Source organism: Myxococcus hansupus, assembly GCF_000280925.3.
Taxonomy (GTDB): Bacteria; Myxococcota; Myxococcia; order Myxococcales; family Myxococcaceae; genus Myxococcus; species Myxococcus hansupus.
The window spans coordinates 7,922,702-7,947,380 of sequence record NZ_CP012109.1 but is presented as its reverse complement, the minus strand read 5'-3'; the positions used below and the strand labels follow the sequence as shown (position 1 = coordinate 7,947,380).

14 protein-coding genes are annotated in these 24,679 nt (G+C 70.0%); 13 read left to right on the top strand and 1 reads right to left on the bottom strand.

Annotated elements, in window-relative coordinates; all coding sequences use genetic code 11:
- The first annotated feature begins 28 nt into the window (after positions 1 to 28).
- The 13 genes from A176_RS31190 (at position 29) to A176_RS31135 (ending at position 23,137) form a co-directional block, all read left to right on the top strand.
- On the top strand, positions 29 to 649 hold the full coding sequence (locus tag A176_RS31190; RefSeq protein WP_002636084.1) for a DUF1175 family protein: 621 nt from the start codon (positions 29 to 31) through the stop codon (positions 647 to 649).
- On the top strand, positions 646 to 2,214 hold the full coding sequence (locus tag A176_RS31185) for a hypothetical protein (protein WP_002636083.1): 1,569 nt from the start codon (positions 646 to 648) through the stop codon (positions 2,212 to 2,214). Before A176_RS31190 ends, A176_RS31185 begins: the two co-directional genes overlap by 4 nt.
- Entirely contained in the window at positions 2,211 to 6,929 is a 4,719-nt protein-coding gene (locus A176_RS31180) for an alpha-2-macroglobulin family protein (protein WP_002636082.1), read from the top strand. Before A176_RS31185 ends, A176_RS31180 begins: the two co-directional genes overlap by 4 nt.
- 3 nt (positions 6,930 to 6,932) lie before the next feature.
- A complete protein-coding gene (locus A176_RS31175) occupies positions 6,933 to 9,140 on the top strand; it encodes a SpoIID/LytB domain-containing protein (RefSeq protein WP_002636081.1) in 2,208 nt (735 codons plus the stop codon).
- 135 nt (positions 9,141 to 9,275) lie between these two features.
- Positions 9,276 to 10,934, top strand: a complete 1,659-nt coding sequence (locus tag A176_RS31170) for a trypsin-like serine peptidase (protein WP_002636080.1) — start codon at positions 9,276 to 9,278, stop codon at positions 10,932 to 10,934.
- 471 nt (positions 10,935 to 11,405) lie between these two features.
- On the top strand, positions 11,406 to 11,540 hold the full coding sequence (locus A176_RS40825; RefSeq protein ID WP_002636079.1) for a hypothetical protein: 135 nt from the start codon (positions 11,406 to 11,408) through the stop codon (positions 11,538 to 11,540).
- A 110-nt stretch (positions 11,541 to 11,650) separates the two neighbouring features.
- On the top strand, positions 11,651 to 12,592 hold the full coding sequence (locus A176_RS31165; RefSeq protein ID WP_002636078.1) for a hypothetical protein: 942 nt from the start codon (positions 11,651 to 11,653) through the stop codon (positions 12,590 to 12,592).
- A 307-nt stretch (positions 12,593 to 12,899) separates the two neighbouring features.
- Positions 12,900 to 14,573 (top strand): trypsin-like serine peptidase, encoded by a 1,674-nt coding sequence (locus A176_RS31160; RefSeq protein ID WP_002636077.1) that lies wholly within the window; start codon positions 12,900 to 12,902, stop codon positions 14,571 to 14,573.
- Between the two features lie 228 nt (positions 14,574 to 14,801).
- Positions 14,802 to 16,121 carry a serine protease gene (locus A176_RS31155; protein ID WP_002636076.1) on the top strand — a complete coding sequence of 440 codons (1,320 nt, stop codon included), beginning with the start codon at positions 14,802 to 14,804 and terminating at the stop codon, positions 16,119 to 16,121.
- 206 nt (positions 16,122 to 16,327) lie between these two features.
- Entirely contained in the window at positions 16,328 to 18,508 is a 2,181-nt protein-coding gene (locus A176_RS31150) for a hypothetical protein (RefSeq protein ID WP_002636075.1), read from the top strand.
- 113 nt (positions 18,509 to 18,621) lie between these two features.
- Positions 18,622 to 20,538, top strand: a complete 1,917-nt coding sequence (locus tag A176_RS31145) for a HEAT repeat domain-containing protein (protein ID WP_002636074.1) — start codon at positions 18,622 to 18,624, stop codon at positions 20,536 to 20,538.
- Between the two features lie 44 nt (positions 20,539 to 20,582).
- Positions 20,583 to 22,355, top strand: coding sequence for a hypothetical protein (locus A176_RS31140; RefSeq protein ID WP_002636073.1), 1,773 nt, complete (start codon positions 20,583 to 20,585; stop codon positions 22,353 to 22,355).
- Positions 22,356 to 22,411: 56 nt separating this feature from the next.
- Positions 22,412 to 23,137 (top strand): hypothetical protein, encoded by a 726-nt coding sequence (locus tag A176_RS31135; protein ID WP_226994429.1) that lies wholly within the window; start codon positions 22,412 to 22,414, stop codon positions 23,135 to 23,137.
- Between the two features lie 58 nt (positions 23,138 to 23,195).
- Here the strand turns inward: A176_RS31135 and A176_RS31130 are convergent, their stop codons facing one another.
- On the bottom strand, positions 23,196 to 24,488 hold the full coding sequence (locus A176_RS31130; RefSeq protein ID WP_002636071.1) for a glycosyltransferase: 1,293 nt from the start codon (positions 24,486 to 24,488) through the stop codon (positions 23,196 to 23,198).
- Between the last annotated feature and the right edge of the window lie 191 nt (positions 24,489 to 24,679).

Sequence of the window (24,679 nt, the reverse complement as noted above, 5' to 3'; positions counted from 1 at the left end):
GCCTCCGCGTCTTTCGGGGTCCACCTCCATGCGCGTCCTTCCCTTGCTCGTGCTGCTGCATGCCTCCGTGGCGCCCGCGTCGGGCGTGGCGGAGCCGGACGCGCTCAGCGCGGCTGCGCCCGAGTCCCGCGACGTGCTGCTGCGGCGCGAGGTGGCGCAGGTGGCCCTGGCGCAGGTGCGTAAGCAGGACGCCGCGTGGCACCCGGACCAGCGTGACTGCGCGGGCCTCATCCGCTTCGCCTACCGCGTCGCCTACAAGCGCGTGGCACCCGAGCGGCTCGTCACGCCGCTGTGGCGCGACGGCCAGGGCCAGCCCTCCGAGTTCGCGGACGCGGAGGTGCTGCTCCACCGCAACTTCCAGCTCCTGGGCCGCGATGACGCCACGCGCGAGTCGCTGCGCACCGGCGACGTGCTGGCCTTCCGCCAGGAGCAGGACGCCGGCCCCATCTTCCATCTGATGCTGGTGGTTCGCCCGGAGGACCGGGCCCACGCACCCGCGCGCGTCGTCTACCACCCGGGGGAGAAGGGCGCCGCGGTGCGCACCGGCGTCCTCCGAAACCTGGCCACCGAGGCGCCGCTGGAGTGGCGCCCGGTGCCGCGCAACGCTTCCTTCCTCGGCTTCTTCCGTTTCAAGGAGTGGATGTCATGACATCTCCCAAGAGCGGCCCTCCCAAGGCGCTCCTCATCGGTCTGTTCACCGTCCTCGTGGGCGGCGCCGTGGCCGGGTCCTTCGTCCTGGGGCGCCGCAGCGGCTCGTCCGGCGACGGCGGCGGCACCGTGACGAACTTGATGGGTGACGAGCGCAAGGGGCCTCCCAGCGCGGGCGCCAGCGCGGAAGGCATGCCCGAGCCCTCGATGACGGAGCTCGAGGTGCCCGGCACCGCCGCGCCCTCCGCCCTCTGGGTGGATGTGTACCGTCCGGGCAAGGTGCGTGACGCGCTGGCCGCCAACGCGTGGCTGCGCGACCAGCTCCAGAAGCCGCTGGGGCAGGGCTTCGTCGGCGCGTGGGCTGCCTTCTTCGGCTCCACCGGTGAGGACCTCCAGGCGGGCTTCAAGGGCGCGGTGCTGGACCTCTTCGCGGGTCAGCTCCTGGACACCCCGTTCCGCGTGACGTGGTTCGGCGGCGACGCGCGCTCCAGCACGCCGGCCTTCATCCTTCCCAATCCGGGCCGCGCCGCGACGTCCGCGTATGACGCGCTGGACGGCGTGGCCAGCCGCGGCGGCATGACGGCGCAGCACTGCCCGGGCGGTGGGCACGCCGATGCCTATGAGATGAAGCGCTGGCTGGTGGCGGAGCAGACGCTGTGGGCGGGCCGGCTCGCGGATCGGCTGGTGCTCGCGCGCCACCCGGTGGCGGTGCTCCATGGCTTGTGCGCGGAGCTGCCGGAGCTGAAGCCCACGGACGGCGTCGACGTCGAGCTGGGCTACGACGCGGACGCCTACGGCCGCGAGGTGCAGCTCCTGTCGAGCGTGCTGGGACTGGCGCCCGGCACGCGGCTGCAGTTCGGCGTGACGGCGAACCAACTGGTGCCCCGGGGCATCGCGAGCAAGCTGATGGACGGGCCCGCGCGCCTGGACACCGCGCCGCTCTCCGATGACCTGCTCAAGCTGGTGCCGGAGGACACGCCGGTGCTGCTGGCCTTCCAGCTCAAGCTGCCGGAGTCCCTGGCGCCGGAGACGCTCAAGGAATACTGGGAGGAGGACGGCGGCAAGGGCCCCACGCGCACGCGGCAGGTGGCGATGGTGTGGACGCCGCGCGGTGATGCCTTGATGCCGGTGGAGCTGGCGGTGCTGTGGGGCAGCCCCGAGGACGCGGTCGCGTTGAATGGCCTGTTCTCCCAGGGGTTCAACAAGCTGGTGCGCGCCACCCACTGCAACCACGTGGTGCTGGCGTCCAGCGAGGCGGAGCTGGAGCGGCTGCGCAAGGCCTGCGCGGGCCAACTGCCCAACATGCTCAGCGCGGCGGGCCCGGTGGTGGCGGGGCTGCGTCAGCCCACGTCGGTGGCCTTCGGGGTGAACACGGGCCGGCTGCTCAGCGGGCTCACCCTGGATGGATATCTGTCTGAGTTCCGGGTCAGCCGCAAAGCGCCGATGCCCAGCGCGCCGCCCCCGGAAATCGATGTGGCGCGGCGCGACCTGGAGTCGCTGCCGTACCTGGGCCTGCGCGGCACCGTGCAGGGAGATTCGCTGGTTCCTGGAGGTTTCGGGTCATGAAGTGCGTCATCCGCATGGCGGCTCTGTCCGCGCTCCTGCTGTCCGGCATGGCCCTGGCCAAGCCGCTCTACATCACCGTGCCGCGCTCCTATGGCAGCCAGGAGCCGGTGGCGGTGGACGTCGCCTTCGAGGACAAGGGGCCCGTCGAGCTCCGCGTCCTCCAGCCCGAGAACCTGGACGCCTTCATCCGCGCCCAGGGGGACCTGCGGCGCGCGTACGAGACGCCGCCGACGTTGAAGAACCCGGGCCGCGCGCTCAGCCGCGGCCTCAACGCGGTGCGCACGCCGGGCATGTTCCTGCTCGAAACGCTCAACCCTCACTTCCGTGACGTGGTGGGCGACGTGTTGCCCCGTCCGCCAGAGACGCCGGGCGCGGGTGAGCCCTTGTCCAAGGTGGCCGAGGGCCCCGAGCGGCTGGTGGGCATCCCGCCCGGCTTCAAGGTGACGCGCAGCCAGTGGCTGAACCTGGACCTCGGCGGCGCCGAGCGCGAGTTCAACGTCCCCGGCTTCTACGCGAGCAGCTCCAGCGGCTTCCAGGAGCGCCGCGTCACCCTGGCGCCGCTGCCCGCGGGCACCTACGTGCTCCAGTTGGTGCAGGGCCGGGTGGAGGGGCAGGTGGTGCTGGTCGTCAGTGACTTGACGGTGCAGCTCAAGCAGACGGATGGCCAGGTGCTGGTGCGCGTGGCGGGCCGCGACCAGAAGCCGCGCGCGGGCGCCGAGGTGCAGGTGTACCTGCCCAAGGGCAAGGGCCCCACCGGGAAGACGAACGAGAAGGGCGAGGTGACGCTGGCGGTGTCGGAGCCGCGCATCATGGCCACCGCGTCGGTGGGCGGGGACACCGCCATCGTCGACACGGACTTCTACTCCGCGCTGGCGGTGGCGCCGGACGTGTTCATCTACAGCGACCGGCCCATCTACAAGCCGGGCCACGAGGTGAAGTTCCGCGGCGTGGTGCGCCAGCCGGACACCTACCTGGCGCGCCTCTTCACGCCGAAGAAGCGCCAGGTGGAGGTGAAGCTCATCTCGCAGGAAGGCCGCGCGTTGACGACGCGCGCCGCGGTGGACGAGTTCGGCGCCTTCCACGGCACCTTGAAGGTGCCGGAGGACCTGGGCACCGGCGTGCTGCGCGTGGAGGCGCAAGTGGACGAGCACCCGCACCAGGGCGAGGCCCGCGTGCAGGACTACGTGAAGCCGACGTTCTACCTGGAGGTGGAGCCCGGCTCGGAGACGGTGGTGCCCGGGCAGACGCTGCGCGCGAAGGTGCGCGCCCGCCGCTACGCCGGTGGGACGCCGGACGGCGCGAAGTACGAGGTGTTCCTCTACCGCAGCCTGCTGGACGCCCCCGCCTGGGTGGATGACGCCGGCAAGGGCGGGCAGGGCAGTGACGTGACGTACGGCAGCGCCTCCAGCACGGAGGGCAAGCTGAGCGTGCCCGAGCGCCTGTTCTCCTCCGTGGAGTCGCGCAGCGCGTATGAGGACCCCTGGTCCAGCGCCAGCGGCTTCAACGCCGACGGCGAGGCCGAAATCGAGGTGGCCGTGCCCGCGCTGGCGGCGGGTGAGGACATGCTGCCGTACCGCTACTCGCTCACCATCCGCGCGCGGGATGACCAGGAGACCTTCGCCAACGCCACCGCCGCCTTCTTCCTGTCGAAGGTGGAGGTGCTGGGCCTGGCGCGCTACTCCGACGCGGTGGTGGCCAAGGCGGGCGAGGCGACGCTGGCGGTGCGCGCCACCACGCTGTCGGGCAAGCCCTACGGCGTGACGCAGGGCGAGGTGGACTTCGTGCTGCGCAAGGCGGACGGCGCGGAGAAGAGCCTGGGCAAGCGCTCGTTCTCCACGGCGGCGGACGGCACGCACCGCGAGAAGGTCCCCACCTCGGAGGTGGGCACGGTGCTGGCGCGCGTGGTGGTGAAGGACAAGAACGGCGAGACGTGGCAGGGCGAGGAGTCGCTGCTCGTCATCGGCGGCGCGGACGAGCCGGTGGCGCGGGTGCCCAACCTGACGCTGGCCTCGCTGTCCGGGACGCTGGCGCCCGGGGACACCGCGAAGCTGGTGGCGCTGATGCCGGACGGTTGGGGCGAGGGTGGCCGTGACGCGGGCCCGGTGTGGGTGACGCTGGCGGGCGCCTCGCTCTACGACACGCAGGTGGTGGCGCTGAAGGGCCGCACGCTGGTGCACAGCTTCAACGTGGAGAAGCGCTTCGGCAGTGCCGTCTACGCGTCCATTGCGTACCCCACGGCCACGGGCCGCTGGGAGGAGCGCACGGTGGCCTTCCGCGTGATTCCGCGCGAGCGCACCCTCACGGTGGAGCTGCAGCCCCGCCGCGTGGAGGCCACGCCGCTCACCGAGCAGAGCATCGACGTGCGCGTGGTGGACCACGAGGGCCGCGGCGTGGTGGCGCAGTTGTCCGTGGGCGTGGTGGACAAGGCCGTCTACGCCATCCAGAGCGAGTTCCGCCCCAAGGTGCTGGACTTCTTCTACCCGCCGGCGCGCAACAACGTGTCCAACTTCTTCTCCTCGGAGTTCCAGGGCTACGGCTACGGCGAGGCCCTGGCGCGGAAGATGTCGGGCCTGCCGGACCACGCCTTCGCCTCCATCAAGCCGCCCAGCCGCCAGACGAAGGACCTGGAGCGCGACACCGCGCACTGGGACCCGGCGGTGGTGACGGACCGGGACGGGCGCGCCACGGTGCGCTTCAAGCTGCCCTCCAACCAGACGCTGTGGGTGGTGACGGCGGTGGCGGCGGACACGTCCGGCCGCTTCGGTGAAGGCACCTCGGAGTTCGCCACGCGCGGGGGCCTCAACCTCTACGCCGCGCTGCCGCAGTTCCTTCGCGAGGGGGACGAGGCGCTCGCCTCCGTGCGCCTGTCCGCGGGCGAGAAGTCGCCGGGCAGCCAGTTGCTGGACGTGAAGCTGGCGTCGCTGGGCGCGCTGAAGGCGGAGCAACTGGAGCACAAGGTGGAGCTGGCCAAGGGCGGCGAGCAGGTGGTGCCGCTGACGTTGAAGGCCGCGTCCACGGGCGCCGCGCAGCTCATGGTGAATGTGGCGGGTGGCAAGGACCCGCTGAAGGACCTCAAGCGCTTCGACGTGTCCCCCTCCGCGGTGGAGGACGTGGTGAAGGTGAGCGCCTGGGGCGGCGGCGCGCTGGAGGTGCCCGCGCCGCAAGAGGCCACGCTGTCGCGGGTGGAGCTGGTGCTCCAGCCGTCCATCGTGGACGCGGCGCTCTCCAACGTGCGCGAGCTGCTCACGTATCCGTACGGCTGCCTGGAGCAGCTCGTGTCCACCACCGTGCCCAACGTGGCGGTGTACCAGGTGCTCCAGCAGGCCGGCGCGCTGGCGAAGCTGGACACGGACACGCAGGCGCTGCTGGCGGAGGCGCGCAGCCGCTCCGTGCAGGGCACCGCGCGCATCCTCGACCTGTCCGTGAAGGGCGGCGGCTTCACCTGGTTCGGCGGCTACAGCACGCCCAGCCTGCCGCTGACGCTCATCGCGCTGGACGGCCTGGCCTACGCGGCCGAGGCCGGGCTGGTGGACCGCGCGGACCCGCGCCTGGTGGAGAGCGCGCGCTGGCTGGAGGCGCAGGAGGGCCTGCCGCCCGAGTACGACGCCACGCGCGCGTACGTGCTGGCGCGACTGGAGGGCTCGAAGCAGGCCGCGCGTGTGCGGGCGCTGGTGCAGGGCGCCGAGGGCGGGGACCTGTACCCGCTGGCCCTGGCGGTGCTGGCCGCGGAGAAGGCGGGCATCATGAAGGAGCCGGCGCTCCAGTCGCAAATCAACACCCTGGTGTCGCGCAGCGCGCAGGGCTACGCGACGCTGGCCTCGCACAACCCCAACCAGCCGCTGGAGCAGTCGGAGGCCTTCTTCCGCTTCCCGCTGCGGCGCGTGGGCATGACGGCCATCGCCGCGCACGCGGCCTCGTTCGGCACGCTGGACATCACCCGCGCCCGGCGCCGCATCCTGGAGCTGCTGTCCGAGCCGGACCTGTCCACCTTCGACCGGAGCACCGCGCTGCTGCACTCGCTGTGGCTGCTGGAGCGCGACGCGAAGGCGATGCAGGGCATGAAGGCGCCCGAGGTGAAGGGCGTGAAGTCGCCGGTGAAGTTCTCGCCGCGCGGCCTGGGCCTGGTGGCGGTGCTGGAGCCGGGCACGCGCACCGTGGACGTGGGCGGCTTCGACGGCGTGGCCACGCTGCGCGCCACCACGCTCACCCCGCTGCCCGCGGTGAAGGCGAAGGCGGAGGGCATGTCCCTGCAGCGCGCCTACTACGCGCTGCGCGAGGGCGGGAAGGTGCTGCTGGGCGCCGGTGACACCGTGGCCCAGGGCGAGGAGGTCTACGTGGAGCTGACCATGGACGCGCGCGGCGACAACCGCGTGCGCTCGGCCTACTACGTGGTGGAGGACGCGGTGCCCGCGGGCTTCGTGCCGCTCCAGGAGGACAAGGCGTTCCGCGGTCCGCCGCACGCGCTGCCCCTGGTGCCCGAGGCGCTCAAGCGCCGCGTGCTCAACCCGGAGCGGGCGACCTTCTTCTTCGAGGAGCCGGCCTGGTGGAGCGACAGCCCGCGCACCGTGGGCTACGTGCTGCGCGCGCAGTTCGCCGGCACCTTCTCCGCGCCGCCCGCGCACATCGAGGACATGTACGCCGCCAGCATCCACGGCCGCACGGGCGCGGACGTGCTGAAGGTGGTGCCCTCGAAGAAGCGCCTGGGCGACCTGTAGTCCATGGGGTTGGCCGTCACGGTGGCCGTGCTGCTCGCGGCCACCCCCACCTTCGTCACCCGGGGCGACGTCACTCCCGAGGCGGACCTTCGCCGCGAGGCGCAGGCCGCCTGGACGGCCCTGGCGTCCCGCTACGTCGAGGCGGCGGGTGGGGCGCCGTCGAAGGCGCCGGCCTCCATCACCCTCCAGAAGGGCGCCGCCCTCTCTCCCCAGCGCAATGGCCAGGGGCGGCCCGGGTGGGTGGAGCTGCGGCAGAACACGCCGGGCGTGTTGGATGAGCGGCTGCGCCTGGCGCTCCGGCACGAGCTGGCGCACCAGTTCCTGTGGTGGGCCTGTCCCCAGTCCAGCGAGGACCGGCTCTTCCACGAAGCCTTCGCCGTGGCGGTGAGCGGCGAGCTGCCCGCGTGGAAGGAGGGGCCCTACCTCTCGCTCTCGCGCGCGGCGTCGGACCTGGCCCGCTCCCCGGACGTGGATACGCCCCGGGCCCGGCGCGCGCTGGCGCGGGTGTTGAGCGAGTCCGCTTCGGGCTTCCCCGCCGCGCTGTCTCGCCGGCTGCGGCAGTGCCAGGACGGCGCGCGGTGGGCGTCGCCGTTGTCCATCGACGAACTGGCCGGTGTCGGCGTCCGCGCGGCCACGCCCGCCACGGTGGTGCTGAGCCGCCATTCCGGCGAGGTGCTGTGGTCGGAAGGTGACGTGCAGCGCGCGCTGCCTTACGGCTCGGTGCTCAAGCCCTTCGTGTACGCGGCGGGCGCGCGGCACCCGGTGCTTCCTCCGCGCGCGGGCGTGCAGGAGTGGGCCTGCGGCGCGGGCCTGCCGGCGCAGGTGGACGCGCGTGTCGCCATGCTGCGCTCGTGCAACGGCTACTTCCTGGACTGGGAGGCTCAGGGCTCGGCGCCCAAGGCCTTTGGTGTCTGGGGGCCGGTGCTGGGGGCGCTCGGGCTGACGCGGATGCCGGAGGACATGGCGGACACGATTGGCCTGCGCTCCACCGTGTCCGTGTCGCCCTGGGGCGTGGCGCAGGCGTACCGGCTGCTGGCGGAGGCTCGGCCGGACGTCATCGCCTTGCTCGCGGACAACGCCGCGCGCGGCACGCTGTCGGACCTGCCCGCGTCCAAGGCGCTGGCGGGCGTGGCCACGAAGACGGGCACCGTGCGCGACGCGGCGAGCCGGCCCCAGTTCGGCTGGATTGCCGCCGTGGATGCGGACCTGGTGGTGGTGGTGATGCGCCCGGGTGTCATGCCTCGGCAGTTCGCGGACGAGGTGCCACGGGCGCTCGCGCGGGCGCGCAAGCAGGCGGGGTTGGACGCCGCGCGGGTGCAGGTGCTGGGGCTCCTGCCGCCAGGCGACGTGGAGGCGCGCTGTGCTGGCGCGGGCTTCGCGTTGGAGGACGGTGTTCCTCGTGCGGGCACGGAGGCGTGGTCACCGCTGGCGTCACTGACGCGGCGAGGCGCGGCGGTGTGCCTGGGTGCGCCCTGGCGGGTGCGCTTTCCCGGGGGGCCGGAGGAGGGGCGCGACTACGCGGGGGTCTTCATCAGCTCCGCGCCGCCGCCGTATCGCCCGCCGCCTGGGGTGCCCACCACGCCCAGCGCGTTGAAGGCGCGGCGTGGCTCCGATTTCATCTTCCGCACCACGCGTCTGCAATACACCGCGGGGGTGGTGTCCGCGGAGGACGTGACGCTGACGGGCGAGGCCCGGATTGCCTTGGCGCGGGTGGTGGCTCACAACGAGCAACACAGCCGGCATCCTCACCGACCTGTCTGTGACACCACGCACTGTCAGGCCTTCCGGGGCACGGTGCGCGTGCGCGCCGAGGAGTCGAAGGCCGTGGGCATGGCGCCGTTGAAGTGGCGCCAATGGCTGACGTTCTCCCAGGGGGGAGAGGAGCCCTGGCGGCAGGAGCGCTCCCGCGCGGAGGTGGAGAGGCTGCTGGGGCAGGGCCTGGTGTCGCTGCGCTTCGAGGCGGGGCGGGTGAACTTCCTGCGCACGGAGTCCGACGGAGACGCGACCTTCGAGTCCGCGCGCTCGCTGCCGTGTGACTTGCTGCGCTCCGGCTTGAAGCTGCCTTCATGTCCGCGCACGGCCTCGTTCAACGGCGCGTCCCTGGTGTTCGAGGGACGTGGGCGCGGACATGGCGAGGGCCTGGATGTCGAGGCCGCCAAGGCCTCGGGGGGACGCAGTGACGCGATACTCGAGGGTGCTTATGGGCCGTGAAATCAAATAATAACTTCTTGAGGGGCTGTGCCGTTGTTCAGAATGTGACGGAATTGCATGAAATGGCGTCAGGGGCGGGCGTAAAGTGATACGGCCCGACCTTTTCGGCGGGCCCTCATCAGGAGTGGTCGCCTCATGCGAATCACCCGTACCCCCTTGCGCCGGAGCTTCTTCGGCGCGTTGCTGTGTTCCCTCTCCGTCGCGGCCTGTGGCCCCGCTTCCGAGATGGACTCCCTGGACGAGAAGTCCCCGGAGCTGGGAGCGCAGGAGCAGGAAGTCATCTACGGCACCGACAACCGGACGGACGTCTACGCGTACACGGCGCGCCCGACGCTGCGCCAGCGCGCGGAGCAGTCCACCGTGGCGCTGATGGCGCCATCCGCCATCAACAGCTCCAACCCCAACAACGTCACCTTCAGCGCGCGGACGCTGCAGAGCGCCTACAACCTCTGCACCAATCAGCGCTTCCTGAACGACCCGACGCCAGCCTTCTGCTCGGGCACGCTCATCGATGACGACCTGGTGCTCACCGCGGGGCACTGTATCGAGACGGCGACGGACTGCTCGAACACGCGCTTCGTCTTCAACTTCTACCGCACGTCGGCCACGGCACTGAACACGGTGACGACGGCGGACATCTTCTCCTGCCGGTCCATCGTCGCGCACGGATTGACCACGGCGGGGGGCCGCAACCTCGACTACGCCATCGTCCGGTTGGACCGCGCCGCCACGCCGCGCTTCGTGCCCGCGCCCATCCGGCCGGGCAACACGGCCCTGCCGGTGAACACCGGCGTGACGGTGATTGGCTCCGGCAGCGGCATCCCGTTCAAGATTGATGACGGCGGCAAGGTGCGCACCAACCGCTCCGGCACGCTGGACTACTTCGTCGCCACCACGGACACGTTTGGCGGCAACTCGGGCTCGGGTGTCTACGAGAACGACACCTTCACCGTGGCGGGCATCCTGGTCCGGGGTGACACGGACTACGTCAACCAGGGGAGCTGCCGCGTCGTGAACCAGTGCACCGAGACGGGGTGCCGTGGCGAGGACATCACCTACGTGCGTCCCGCCGTGGACCACTACTGCAGGGTCGCCGCCAGCGCGCGTCTGTGCGACGGCTCCGAGCCGCCCCCGCCGCCGCCTCCGCCGCCGGATTCGTTCGCCTACTCCGCGAGCAACACCAACAGCGCCCAGCAGAACACGACCAACCGCACCATCGCGCTGACGGCGGGGCAGACGCTCACCATCGCGACCTGCGGCCTGACGGGCGCGTCCTTCTCGGGTGACACGTACCTGCGCCTGCGCAACGCCGCGGGTTCCCAAGTGTCCGCCAACGACGACGCCTGCGGCGACCGGGGCTCCAGCATCACCTACGTCGCCCCCACCACGGGCAACTACAGCATCAACGCGGGCTGCTACAGCTCGGGGAGCTGCAGCGGCACCGTCGCCTGGACCATCTCCGGCGGCACCACCGCCCCCACCTCCGGCAGCTTCAACTTCAACGTCAGCAACACCAACAGCGCCCAGCAGAACACCGTCAACGAGAACGTCTCCATCGCCGCGGGGAAGACCCTCACCGTGGCCACCTGCGGCCTGACGGGCGCGTCCTTCACGGGCGACACCTACCTGCGGCTCTTCAGCGGCGCCACGCAGGCGGCCGCCAACGACGACGCGTGCGGCGGCCGGGGCTCCAGCCTGACGTACACCTCGACCTCGGCCACCACCCTGCAGATTCGCGCCGGCTGCTTCTCCACCGGCGCCTGCAACGGCACCGTGGTGTGGAACATCCAGTAGCGCTGCTTTGACGTGAGGGCGCGGGTGGTCTCACGGCCATCCGCGCCCGTTGCTTTCCCAGGGTGCGGGAGTGCAAAGGCATCCAGTGGCCGCCAAGGGCACGGGACACCCAGCGCCGCTCGCGGTGGCTCAGGGTGTTGAGCCCCAATAATGACACTCTGATGATTCGGTGGCGCTGTTTGAATTGTTTCAGAGTGGCATGAGATGTCGTCAGGGCCGTGCGTAGCGTGATGCCGCATCGGGCCGCCCCCGCCGCCGGGCAACCCATTCAGCTACTCGGCCAGCAACACCAACAGCGCCCAGCAGAATACGGTCAATGAGACTGTCACCGTCCCCGCGGGGAAGCGCTTCGTCGCGGCGACCTGTGGCCAGCCGGGAGCGGTCTTCAATGGTGACACCTACCTGCGGCTCTTCAACGGCGGCACGCAGCTCATCGCCAATGACGACGCGTGCGGCGGCCGGGGGGCCAGCGTGGTGCACTTCCCGACCACCAACGTCTCCGTGACGATTCGCGCGGGTTGCTACGGCGCAGGCGCCTGCAGTGGCACGCTGGTGTGGTTCATCGACGAGGGCGTGTCCGCGAACCAGGGCCAGCGCTCGCGGTAGCGCTTCTTCGGGGCTCCGCCCGGGCCTGTCCTCGTGGCGGACGCGAGCCGAAGAACTTTTCGCGGGGCCGTGCGTGGAAGAGGGCCCAGGTTTCATCCATCGAGGTTCTCGTGCGTGCCCTCCGTCCGCTGTTCTGCTGCATTGCCTTCCTCCTGTCCTCCACGCCAGCGCTCGCGCAGTACAACAAGGCGGCGGGTGAGAACGCCCCCATGGAGAGCGTCCTCCGGACGGTGACGCGCAATGATGGCACGCAGGAGGTACGTGAAACGGTGCGCCCCGCGGCGCGCGACGGCTTTGGCAACGCGAAGGGCAACCAGAACGACCTCGCGGTGGATGGCGCCTTCGAAGGACAGACGGTGGCGGTGCTCCAGTTCTACACGCAGGACTTCGACTTCTCGCTGCCGAAGGCCGCGCTGAAGGAGAAGGGCTTCTCCGTGTTCCGCTGGGTCAATCAAGCCCCCAGCCCCAAGGCGCTGCGCGAGGGGCTCCAGAAGGCGTGTCAGTTGTGGATCATCTCCGACTCGACGCAGCGCCTGACGCCCGAGCATGTGAAGGTCATCAAGGAATTCTTCGACGCGGGGCATGGCGTGTACATCTGGGGCGACAACGCGCCCTACTACGCGGATGCCAACGTGGTGGGCCAGGCGCTGCTCGGCACGGCCATGGAGGGCAACATCCCCGGCGACCAGACGGTCGGCCTGCGCAAGGACGGGGAGGGGCCGGGGCTGCTGCGCCGGCACCTGCTCACCACCGGCCTGGAGTACCTCTACGAGGGCATCACCATCGCCACCATCCAGCCGAGCCAGCAGCTCACGCCGCTGCTTCATGGCTCCGCGGGCAACCTGGTGGCGGCCTTCCATGACAAGAACGGCAAGCGGGCCATCTTCGACGGCGGCTTCACGCGCCTCTACAACAAGTGGGACACGGCGGGCACCGCACGCTACGTGAAGAACGCGGCGGCCTGGCTGGTCAACGTGGAGCGCTTCGGCGACGCCGTGGTGCGCGCGGACCTGCGCGACACCTCGGCCCGGAAGCCCGCGCCGAAGCAGTGACCCCGGACGTTGCTCCATCGCCCAGCCACTTCGCTCTTTGCGCCACGCGGCCTACCGCAAGTGCTGCCGCGCGGAACCGGCGGGTGGCGACACGCTACGAGAAGCGTGCAGCCAACCCCCTGGCGATGGTCCTCATCACCTCCATCCGGCTCTGGCTCTCATTTGCAGACACGCGCTAGGCCAGTTCGAGGTGAGGGCACGGGCGGTGTTCCGGAAATCCTGGAAAATCAACGAGATGACTCAAGGGCGAGCGTAGAGTGATTTCGCCCGACCTTCTCGGCGGGCCCACCCCCTGAGAGGTTTCTCCATGCGAATCACCCGTGTCCCCTGGCGCCGGAGCTTCTTCGGCGCGTTGTTGTGTGGCCTCTCCGTCCTGGCTTGCGGTCCCGCGCCCGAAAGCGCGCTTCCCGGTGAGCAGTCCCCCGAGACAGACACGCAGCAGCAGCCTGTCGTCTACGGCTTGGACGACCGCACGGATGTCTATGCCTATCCGTTGTCCGTGCTGCGTGACCGCGCGGAGCAGTCCACCGTGGCGCTGATGGGGTCCTCCGCCATCAACACCTCCAACCCCGACAACATCACCTTCAACGCGTCCACACTGCGGAGCGCCAACAACCTCTGCTCGGACCAGCGCTTCCTGGAGGACCCGGCGCCGGCCTTCTGCTCGGGCACGCTCATCGATGACGACCTGGTGCTCACCGCGGGGAACTGCATCCGCCTCTCGGACTGCCCGAACACGCGCTTCGTCTTCAACTTCTACCGCACGTCCGCCACGGCGTTGAAAACGGTGACGACGGCGGACGTCTTCTCCTGCCGCTCTGTCGTCGTGCACAGTGTGAACGTGTCAGGGGGGCGCGTCTTCGACTACGCCATCGTCAGGTTGGATCGCGCCGCCACGCCGCGCTTCGTTCCAGCGCCCATCCGGCCGGGCAACACGGCCCTGCAGGTGGGCACCGGCGTGAGCGTGATTGGCTCGAGCAGCGGCATTCCGTTCAAGATTGATGACGGCGGCAGGGTGCGCGACGGCCGCGCTGGCACGCTGGATTACTTCGTCGCCACCACGGATACGTCGGGTGCCAGCTTGGGCTCGGGCGTCTACGAGAACGACACCTTCACCGTGGCGGGCATCCGGGTCCGGGGTGAAATGGGTTTGATCAACCGGGGGAGCTGTCGCGTCGTGAATCGGTGCACCGAAACGGGCTGCCGTGGCGAGGACATCACCTACGCGCGTCTCGCCGTGGACCACTTCTGCAGGGTCGCTGCCAGCCCGCGCCTGTGCGATGGCTCCGAGCCGCCCCCCCTGCCGCCGCCGCCCCCGCCGCTGCCCCCTTCGCCCCCGGGCACCCCGTTCTCCTTCTCCGCGAGCAACACCGACAGCGCCCAGGTGAACACCACCGACTACGCCATCGCGATGCTGGCGGGCCAGACGCTGACCATCGGGACGTGCGGCCAGGCGGGCGCGTCCTTCACGGGTGACACGTACCTGCGCCTGCGCGGCGTCAGGGGGACCGAGGTGGCCTACAGTCATGGCGCCTGCGGTGGTCAGGGCTCCAGCATCACGTATCGCGCCCCCGCTGACGGCAACTACGTCGTCAACGCGGGCTGCTACGCCAGCGGCGCTTGCAGCGGGGACGTCGCCTGGATGGTTTCTGGCGACGCGGCCCCCACCCGCGGCAGCTTCACCTTCAGTGCCCGCAACACCAACTTCGCCCAGCAGAACACCGTCAATCAGGACGTCTTCGTCGCCGAGGGCCAGCGCATCACCGTGGCGACCTGCGGCCAGGCGGGGGCGTCGTTCTCGGGCGACACCATCCTGCGGCTCTTCAGCGACGCCGCGCTGGTGGCTTCCAATGACAACGCGTGCGGCGGCGTGGGCTCCAGCCTGACGTACATCGCGCACACCACCACCACCCTGCAGATGCGCGCGGGCTGCTATGCCGGCAACGCCTGCAGCGGAACCGTGGTGTGGAACATCCAGTAGCGTCGGAGGGATGTGCGGGCGCGGGGGCCTCGCCGCCCGCGCCCGTTGCTGCCCTGGGCTCATCCCGAACGCGAAAGCAGGCGGCGTTGGGAGTGGCGGATGTTGGACATTTGATTATTCGTGGAATCCCTTATGTAGCTGGAGTTTCAGGAAATCGAGCGAAGGCCGGGCGTAGCGTGTCGTTGCCCGCCCCTTCCGGCGGGCACTCATCGCCAGGAGTGGTCGCCCATGCGCATCACCCGTACCGCCTCTCGCAGAACGTTGTTCGGCGCGTTGCTGTGTAGCCTCTCCGTCGCGGCCTGTGGTCCGGCGCCCGAAGGAGAGCTCCCCGGTGAGAAGTCCCCCGAGACAGGCGCGCAGCAGCAGCCTGTCGTCTACGGCGTGGACCACCGCACGGATGTCTACGCCTATCCGGCGTCCGTGCTGCGTGACCGCGCCGAGCAGTCCACCGTGGCGTTGATGCGGCCCTCCGCCATCAACACCTCCAATCCCAACAACGTCACGTTCAATGCGTCCCCGCTGCGGACCGCCTACAACCTCTGCTCGGACCAGCGCTTCCTGGAGGACCCGACGCCCGCGTTCTGCTCGGGCACGCTCATCGATGACGACCTGGTGCTCACCGCGGGCCACTGCATCACCTCCTCGGACTGCTCGAACACGCGCTTCGTCTTCAACTTCTACCGGACGTCGGCCACGGCCCTGAAGACGGTGACGACGGCGGACGTGTATGCCTGTTCGTCCGTCGTCGCGCGCCAGGTGGGCACGACGGGCGGCCGCAACCTGGACTACGCCGTCGTCCGCCTGGACCGCGCGGCCACGCCGCGCTTCGTGCCGGCGCCCATCCGCCCGGGCAGCACGGCCCTCCCGCTGAACACCGGCGTGAGCGTGATTGGCTCCGGCAGCGGCATCCCGTTCAAGATTGATGACGGCGGCTGGGTGCGCGACGGCCGCGCGGCCACGCGGGACTACTTCGTCGCCAACACGGACACGTTTGGTGGCAACTCCGGCTCGGGTGTCTACGAGAACAATGACGTCACCGTGGCGGGCATCCTGGTGCGTGGCGTGACGGACTACGTGAGCCGGGGCGGCTGCAACGTGGTGAATCAGTGCACCGACACGGGCTGCGGCGGCGAGTCCATCACCTATGCGCGTCCCGCCATCGACGCGTACTGCGCCGTCGCGACCAGCGAGCGTCTGTGCGAAGGCTACGAGCCGCCTCCGCCGCCCCCGCCGGTCGAGACCTTCACCTTCACCGCCTCCAACACCAACAGCGCCCAGCAGAACACCACCAACGTCAACGTGACGCTGGCCGCGGGCCAGACGCTGACCTTCGGCACCTGCTCGCTGCCGCAGGCCACGGGCACCGGTGACACCTACCTGCGCCTGTTCAACGCGGCGACGAACACCCAGGTCGCCGCCAACGACGATAGCTGCAGCCTCCTGTCCCTGGTGACCTTCACCGCGCCCACCGCGGGCACGTACCAGATGCGCGCGGGCTGCTTCTCCAGCGGCTCCTGCAGCGGCACGGTGGCCTACACCATCCAGTAGCCTGTTTCACGGCGTGGGTGACCTTGTCGTCACCCGCGCCCGTAGCTTCCCAGACAACACCTCGCATCGCCTTGTTGCCCGTGGGGCCTCGCGTTCCCCGTGTCGCTCCTCGGGAGCCCGGGTGAAACACCCACGGCACGCGCCGTGCTCTAGGCCCCGCCCGGGCCGAGCCCGGAGCCGGTCCCACAACAAGGACGATGCGTTACATGAATCAGCGGAAACACACGAAACAGCTCGCGCGCCACCTGCGCTGGGCGAGCCTGTCCGCGACGGTGCTGGCGGCTCCCGCGAGCCTCGCGCAGGACTGCCCCAAGCCCACGCTGCAGCAGTGCGTGGACGTCGACTACCGCGCCAGCAGTTGCGGCAGCGTCCACGACGGCTACTGCCAGGGCATCGTCCAGGATGCGTGGAAGGCCCAGTGGGATGCGGCTCCCAAGCGCCTGGCGCTGCTCCCTGACGAGCTGGGCGGCGGTGTCGACACCGTGGCCTACGAGTCCTTCCGTCCGGTCAAGACGCGCTTCCAGGGCCTGGACCAGAACCTCACGGGCCAGATTCTCAAGGGCCAGATTCTCTACCGCAAGCAACTGGAGAACCTGACCAAGGCGGAGCAGGCCTACCTGGAGCAGATCCGCGGCTGGGAGAAGAACGGCGCGCAGGTGACGTCCTGCCAGGAGTTCGTCGACGAGAAGTACCTGGGCTACAGCCGCTTCGAGCGCGAGGCGGGCCGGTTCGGCGACGACTACCGCGCCCTCTTCCAGGCCGCGTACGACAAGGACGGCATCGCGCACCGCACGCTCTACAGCCGGGACCAGGAGAAGCTGGCCCCCATCTGGAGCAAGCAGCGCGTGGCGAAGAACGCTTACTTCCGCTTCACGCCCGGCGCGTATCCCAAGGGCACGGAGGGCTACGTCTTCTCGACCGAGGCCGCGCGCCTGGCGAACAACCTGGAGGCCCGCAACTGGGCCACGCCGTCGGATTCGTGGCACCAGGAGCAGAGCGAGAAGTTCCACGGCGTCCCGGATGACGTGCTCAACCACCACCAGGTCGAGCAGGAGTCCTTCGAGGAGCTGCTGCGTCAGCGTCAGTCCATCTACGCGGAGTGGGAGGTGGCCGCGGAGATCCTTCGCAAGCGCGACCACTCGACGGTGGAGCTCGACAAGCGGACGGCGCAGCAGCTCTACGGGCTGGACAAGTCCATCGAGGTGGCGCTGGTCAAGGCCGAGAAGGAGGGCTGCCTCGACGCCCGTGAGGCGAGCGTCTGTGATTGGAGCCCGCGCCGCTACAAGACGATGCTCGACGCGGCCATGGCCCCGCGCCGTCAGGCCGACCTCCAGGCGTGCATCTCCCTGACGGGCAACGACTTCGGCCCGGAGAGCTTCGTGCGCAACGCGCAGCGGCTCAAGCTGCCGGACCTGAAGTTGAAGGACTACACGCTGAACACCACGCTGCTGAGCCAGTACCTCGGCATCTACGGCGCCTTCATCCGCGACCAGAGCACGCCGACGAACCCGTCCACCGGCACGGTGCGGCACAGCGGTGAGTTCAGCGATGGTGGCTATGTGGGCGGCGACACCTTCGGCGGCGGCTACGACTTCGCCGCGGGCTGGGAGGTCCTCCAGGGCGGCGCCGCGAACGCGCGTAACAAGTCGGGCGCCTGGTGCGACACCGATGCGCGCGTCTACGCCGAGTTCAACGCCTACGCGAACGTGTTCGGTCCCACGCGGTTCGAGATGGCGCACCTGAGTGGTGAGGCCAGCACCGAGGGCAATGGCATCCGCATCAAGGGTGACGCCCGCGTGCTGACCATCACCCTCTACCAGCACGACGAGCACTACCCGCTGCGCAAGACGTTCTTCGACGACACGCTCTACTTCGACAAGGACACCGCGAAGGCCTCCTCGACCTTCTTCGTGTTCTACGTCCCCGTCACGGTGGCGGCGGGTGTGTCCGCGGAAGTGGGCGTGAAGATCAACATCGGTGGCGCCGTCACGCGCAACTGCGCGGAGGACCTGCTGGGCGCGGACCTGTACGGGACCATCACCCCGTTCGTGGCCGCCAAGGGCTTCGCGTCCGTGGGCATTGGCTTCCCGGGGTTCCAGGCGGGCGTGAAGGGCGAGGTCGTCATCGTCCGCGTCAGCCTCCCGCTGTACGGCGACATCGGGCTCCACATCAGCTCCCCCGTGCACCCGACGAACCCGAACACGCTCTTCCTGCGCGTCTCTTCGAAGCTGGACATCACGGCGCGCACGCTGGACGGCGCCATCAAGCTGTTCGGCGAGCTGGGTCCGCTGAAGGCCGAGGTTGCCATCGTGAGCTGGACCGGCTTCGGTCACACGTGGAACATCTACGACGAGAGCAAGTCGTTGCCGCTGGTGCGCATCTACTAGGCCACGCCACTGTTTCCTGGCGCGCGTGAGTGGCGCGCGCCAGGTCCGAAGTTCGCCGCCGTGGTGTCTTGCTTCCCGCGGCGGCCCCTTTCTTTTCCTGTTGGGAGTTCTTCATGCGTCGCTCGAAGCTCGCCGTCCGCACGGCCGCGCTGACCACCCTGCTGCTCGCCGGTGCGGTGCCTGCCTGGCACTTCTTCCACCGTTCCGCGCCCGTCGTGGCCACCCCGCAGGCGGCGGTGAGCCCCTCCCGGCTGCCGCTCTATCAGTGGACCGTGGGGGAGGAGCGCACGTATCACTTCGTCTGGAACGACTTGCAGCGGATTGCGTTCACCGTTCCTGGCGGTGAGGAGCTCCAGCGGTTCGATGGCGTGATGAACCTGGATGGCGAGCTCACGCTCCAGGCGCTCGAGGTCCGTGAGAATGGGGCGCGGCTGCGGCTGGCGTTGAAGCGCCTGAGCCGGCATGAGGTCACGTTCTCCGGCCAGTCCCTGCTCCCCGACGCGGCCTCCCTCCAGGAGCATCTGCCCGAGTCCGCGTCGGCGTGGCTGGAGCTGAATGGCCAGGGCGCGCTCGTGGGCGTCCGGTACTCGGACGCGGAGCCCCCCATGTTCCGGCAGTTCACGCAGTCGCTGGCGGCGGAGCTGTTCCCCACCGAGCTGCGCGACGCCACCGAGTGGACTGCCGTCGAGTCCACGCACCTGGGGCAGGTCGAGGCGAACTTCCAGTTCCAGGATGACCGCGCGCGCCTGTCGCGCCGCCGCACGCGCTACCAGTCCCTGCGCGCCGCCTCGCACGTGCCAGCGTTCCAGCAGAAGTTGAGCTCCCTCACGCAGTTCGACCGGGACCCGGACGGATTCCTGGCCGCCGTCTCCCTCAACGAAATCCTGGACGCCACGCACACCGATGGCCGCCCGCTGCTGTCACGCCGCGTCCGCCTGCGCCTGACCTTCTCCACGCGCCAGCAGAAGCCGCTCCCGCCTTCGACGGAGGCCAAGTCCATTGTCCGCGCGCCGTCGCAGCTCGTCTTCGAGGGCGATGAGGAGCGCGCGCTGGCCACGAGCCAGGCCGCCGGGATGACGGTGGACCTGATGCTGGAGGCGCTGGCGTCCGCGAACGACCCGGCCGCCGTGGGGGACACGGGTACCTTCGCGCGGAGGGCCATCGCGGCGCTCAAACTGGAGCCGCATCGGACGGGGGAGCTGGGCGCGCTTTTCAAGCGGCCGGGTGTCGCGCCCGCGATGCGCGAGCTGATGCTGGACCTGCTGGCGGGCGCGGGGCACGCGGAGGCCCAGGCGGCCCTGCGCGAGCTGATTGTCTCCAAGGAGGCCCGCGAGCACCCCGGCGCGCACGCGATGATGGTGCAGCGCGCGGGCTTCTTCCGGGAGCCGGAGCCGGAGACGGGGCGGCTGCTGGCCCGGATGAACGCGGAGGCCCGCGCCTCCGGTGATGTCGGCACCGAGCGCGCGTCCGCATACGCCTTGGGCGCCGTCGTCTCGCACCTGCCCGCGGGCAGCCCGGAGGCGGTCGAGTTCCTGCGCCCGCTGGAGGACGCGCTCATCCAGGCGGACAGTCCGGAGGCGCTGGAGCATTCCCTGCGAGCGCTGGGCAACAGCGGCGCGGAGCGCGTCATGGACCTGGCTTCGCCCCACCTGCGTGACGCGTCGCCCACCGTGCGCGCCGCGGCCGCGTCGGCGCTGCGCACCGCGCCGCAGGAAGCCGCCACGGGCATGTTGCTGGAGGCGCTGTCGTCCGAGACCGAGCGCGCCGTGCAGGCGGTGTATCTGGACGCGCTGAACGGGCGCACCTTGGGCGGCGCCGAGCTGGAGCGTCTGAGCGTCTGGGTCATCTCGGGCGGGCTGGCGGTGGGGGCCGAGGCGCCCCTGCTGAACGTCCTCACGGTCCGGATGGATGACAGCGACGCCGTCCTCCGGATGCTCCAGGCCCTGTCGATGCGCCCCGGTCAGCAGCCGGCCACCCGCGCCCGCGTCATGGCGCTGATGGCGCAGGCCTCGGCCAGCCGGGGCGGCTGAGTCTCATTCGTTTCATTCCACCACCCACTTCAACCGAGGTCTTCATGAAGCGCAGTCTCAACGGGCTGTGGCCCCTGGCCCTGCTCGGCTTTTTCCTGGCGCAAGCGGCCCACGCGGATGTCATTGATGACGTCGTGCGTGGGACGAACCTCCGCCTCAACGCCGCCCGCATCCACGTGAGGGGCAATGACTACTCCACCGGCTATTGGCTGTTGCCCAAGGCGGCGGGCACGCTGAACCTCAACGTTCCGGCGCGGCAGTTCGGCATCAATTCGGACCTGGTGCTGCGCATGTATGGCTCGCGCTCCGGGAACGTCATCACCTGGACCTTCAACGACACCCTGCCTTCTCCCTACTACCTGGGCAGCGCCAACAGCGTGACCCGGGTGCGGGGCACCCTGAAGGCATTGGCCCGGCAGGTGCGCGGCGCGGATGACCCGTACTGCAACAGCGCGGCGTGCCCCCACAACGTCGAGCTGGTGCTGACGTCCGGCTCCAGCGTCTTCATCGATGGCTACACGGACATCATCTGGAAACACTATTGGACGGAGCCCGTCGCGATGCGCCAGTTCATCGCCTATGGCGGCGTGCCACGCCCCCGTCTGTCGTCGATGGTCGTCACCACCCCCGTCAGCCGCTGCCCGTCGCCCAACGCCACGGAGCTGTACGGCGACGTGGTGCTCAGCAGCCCCGCGCCGACGGGCGGCATCCTGGTGGACCTGATGAGCGTGGACGCGCGCGTGGGCGTGCTGCCCGTGCGCATTCCCGAGGCCCAACGGTCCGCGCGGTTCACCGTCCGCCTGCCTCCGAACTGGACGGGGCCCACGGTCATCTACGCGGCGTCCGGTGGCGTCCGCAGGAGCGTGCGGTTGAGCGTCCCGGAGTGTGTCCGCAAGCCGTTCGAGTTCGTCCGCTATGTCCAGGTGGAGTACCGCCTCGCGCTCCTGGGGCTGCTGAATGGCGGCGCGCTGGTGGCCCGGGACCGGGAGACGGATTCGGACGTCTTCGTCACCGCGAAGGGTGAGACGCATAAGCTGAACGGGGTGCTGCGCGCCGAGAAGGTTCACGTGGTGGGCATCAACACGGCGGGTGACGTGTTCGGCACCGCGTATACGTCCAAGGGCGCGCACGCGTTCCGGTTCCGCTCGGACGATGTGAAGGCTGAACCCGAGGTGTGGCTGGACGGCTGGGAGGCCGTGACGGCCAACGCCCACGGAACCCTGCTGGTGCGCGACCCGCACAAGCCCGAGGGCCTCTTCCTCGTGGACGAGGTGGGACCGGCGCCGCTGTCCCTCGTGTCGAAGCTGAAGACCCGGGGCCTGCGTTTCAACGCGCTGGGTGAGGCGGCGGTGACGCTGGAGACGGACAAGGGGCTCCGGGCCGCGCGCGTCTACGGCGACAAGGTGGACGTGTTCGTGGAGACCGAGTCGGAAATCCACGCGGTGAACGACGTGGGCGTGTTCGTGGGCGCGGTCCTCGAAGGGGAGAAGTACTTCCGGCCCTTCATCTGGTCGGACAAGAAGGAGCTCCAGTGGCTGCCGCTGCCCGAGGGCTTCGTGTCCGCGAAGGCCGTGGCCATCAACGACGGCGGATGGGTGCTGGGCAACGCGACCGCCGACGATGGCAAGACGCAGACGGCGTTCCTCGTGCCGCCGGGTGCCAAGCAGGCCCTGCGCCTGGATGACTTGCTTCCGGAGGACCTGAAGAAGGCGGAGTACCGCGTCACGCGGGCACTCGCGCTCGCGGATGACTTCGGCGTGGCGGTGCTCGCGACGGATGGCCAGGGCCAGCGCGTCCAACTGGTGCTGCGCCCGTGAGCCGCGCGGTGGTCCCTTCCTCATTCACTCCAAGAACAAGGATTCTCCTCGTGAAAATGACTTCTCCCCTGCGGGGGCTGTTGATGTTCTTCATGGCCATCCTGGCGGGCTGCGGTAGCTGCCAGAGCAGCTCGTCATGTGACCCCAGTCAGTATGGAACGAACGGCTGTGCCTGCCGCACGGACGCCAACAGTTGCAACGCCGGGCTGACCTGCCAGAGCGGCACCTGTGGACCGTGTGGCGCCGAAGGTGGCGCTTGTTGCGTCAGTGGCGCCACGACCTCCTGCAACGGCACGCTGTCGTGTGTGATGGAGGCGGCGGGCGAGCGGTGCCGCAACTGCGGCGAGGTGGGCGAGTCCTGCTGCACGTCGTCCGGGAACAGCCAGTTCTGCCGGTCGAACGCCGTGTGTGTCAGCGGGATGTGCCAGTCCGTGGCGGACCTCACCTGTGACCCGAACGGCACCATCTTCGCCGTGGGCGTCCAGAGCAAGCCGGCCCGGTGTGGTCTGCGCGTGGTGGAGGTGCGTGCCTCGTCACTCGCCAATGCCATGCAGTGCGCGGGCAGCTCCGGGATGTTGAACTCGGCGACGGAGGAGCTCTACGAGATTCCCAACACGCCCTTGCGGGATTTCGAGATGTGCCTCGTGTCCGCGGGCCAGGGCCGGCGGACGACGAGCGTGCAGGCGTTCGAAGACTTCAACGCCGAACGTTGCGCGCGTTGGACGCGGTGCGGGGACGATGACCCGTGCAGCAGCGTGACGCACGGCGCCTGCACGCCGTGAGGTAGGGGGGGACGGATGCGGGGGCGGAGCGCGCAGAGGGGGACGCTCCGTCTCCGTGTCATGTCTCGATGAGTCGAAGCACGGCCCGGACCGCGCGCTCTGTTCCGTCCACGCCCTCCAGCGTCGCGGCGAGCGCGCGGGCCCGCGTGGAGAAGCGGGCCTGTGACACTTCGGTGAGCGCGTGGGCGATGGAGGTCGCGCTCAGCGCGGAGGGAAGCACGGCGCGGCCCATGCCGAGCCGCTCCACGCGCCGCGCGTTCGCGAGCTGGTCGCCGCCGAAGGGGACGACGACCATGGGCCGTCCGGCCGCGAGCGACTCCTGCACGGTGTTGTTCCCGCCGTGCGTCACCACCAGGTCCACCTTCTGGAGCAGGGGCACCTGTGGCACGTGGCGGAACACCCGCGTTCTGGGGCCCGCGCGGGATTGGAGCCGCTCGAAGCTGGCGCCCGCGCTGACCACGACGTCCACGTCGTGGCGTGCGAGCCCATCCAGAATCGCGTGGAAGACCTGCGGCTGGCCGTTGAACACCGTGCCCAGTGACACGTAGACGTGCGTGCGCCCGGGCCGGAGGGTAGCGAGCACGGGGTCGTCCTGGTTCGCGAGCGTGGGCTTCGGGAGGCACGGGCCCGTCAGCTCCACGGGGCCGGGCAATGGCTTCAAGCCGGGCTCCAGCTCGGGCGTGGTCGCCATCAGGTTGAGGTCCTCGGAGATGGGGGTCGCCAGCAGGCCGTCGGTCTTCATCGAGACGCCCAGCGCCTTCGCCGCCCGGGCGACGCGAGCGTCGAAGCCTCGCAGCAGCTCGACGCCTCGCTGTTCGGCCCGAATCCACGCGGTGTCGCGAGGCGCGTCATCCGGGAGGCCGCTGCCGAACGGGGCCGCGCCCTCGACAGGGAAGGGGAGGGCGGAGTGATACAGCGCGACGTATCGCCGCCGCGTCATCCGGGCCGCGAGCAGCGCCGCGGGCATGAGGTAGTCCGCCAGCACCACGTCGATGCCGGAGGCTTCGATGTCCGCCGCGATGCCTCGGGCCTGGGCCTCCATGCCGGCGGTGAACAGCTTCAGGGCCAAGGCCAGCTCATCCAATCCCCGGGCGCGGGTGATGCGCGCGCCGTACCAGAGCGAAGCAGGGGCGGGCCGCAAGGGGACCAGCCGGAAGCCGTCGCGGAGTAGTGCCTCGGGGAGCTGGGTGGCGTAGCGCAGCGGCTCGGGCATCAGGGCGGAAGGAAGCGCCGGAGGCACCGTGACGGCCATGGCCACGTCATGGCCCAACTCCCGCAGGCGCCCTCCCATCGCGCGCAACGCATTGGTGTGTCCCGCCGTCGGATGGGCCGCCATGAGAATCCGCGCCATGCGGCCGAGCGTATCAGTCCGTGTCGGGCGTCCTGGTCCGGGTCCGCCTGCTCGATGGAACCCCCCGCGCACGCGCTTGGATGTGCTCGGGTGACCCAACCGTCACCGGCGAGCGTCCCCTCGACTGGGGCCTTCTCGCCCGCACGCCGGGCGGGCGCGCCGACGTGACGCGCCGTGGCGTGGGTCCTGGA

Excerpts from the sequence above, each read along its gene's own strand:
- A176_RS31175 (WP_002636081.1), top strand. The coding sequence starts at position 6,933 with ATGGGGTTGGCCGTCACGGTGGCCGTGCTGCTCGCGGCCACCCCCACC.
- A176_RS31180 (WP_002636082.1), top strand. The coding sequence starts at position 2,211 with ATGAAGTGCGTCATCCGCATGGCGGCTCTGTCCGCGCTCCTGCTGTCC.
- A176_RS31135 (WP_226994429.1), top strand. The coding sequence starts at position 22,412 with ATGACTTCTCCCCTGCGGGGGCTGTTGATGTTCTTCATGGCCATCCTG.
- A176_RS31140 (WP_002636073.1), top strand. The coding sequence starts at position 20,583 with ATGAAGCGCAGTCTCAACGGGCTGTGGCCCCTGGCCCTGCTCGGCTTT.
- A176_RS31155 (WP_002636076.1), top strand. The coding sequence starts at position 14,802 with ATGCGCATCACCCGTACCGCCTCTCGCAGAACGTTGTTCGGCGCGTTG.
- A176_RS31170 (WP_002636080.1), top strand. The coding sequence starts at position 9,276 with ATGCGAATCACCCGTACCCCCTTGCGCCGGAGCTTCTTCGGCGCGTTG.
- A176_RS31150 (WP_002636075.1), top strand. The coding sequence starts at position 16,328 with ATGAATCAGCGGAAACACACGAAACAGCTCGCGCGCCACCTGCGCTGG.
- A176_RS31185 (WP_002636083.1), top strand. The coding sequence starts at position 646 with ATGACATCTCCCAAGAGCGGCCCTCCCAAGGCGCTCCTCATCGGTCTG.
- A176_RS31130 (WP_002636071.1), bottom strand. The coding sequence starts at position 24,488 with ATGGCGCGGATTCTCATGGCGGCCCATCCGACGGCGGGACACACCAAT.
- A176_RS31190 (WP_002636084.1), top strand. The coding sequence starts at position 29 with ATGCGCGTCCTTCCCTTGCTCGTGCTGCTGCATGCCTCCGTGGCGCCC.
- A176_RS31145 (WP_002636074.1), top strand. The coding sequence starts at position 18,622 with ATGCGTCGCTCGAAGCTCGCCGTCCGCACGGCCGCGCTGACCACCCTG.
- A176_RS31160 (WP_002636077.1), top strand. The coding sequence starts at position 12,900 with ATGCGAATCACCCGTGTCCCCTGGCGCCGGAGCTTCTTCGGCGCGTTG.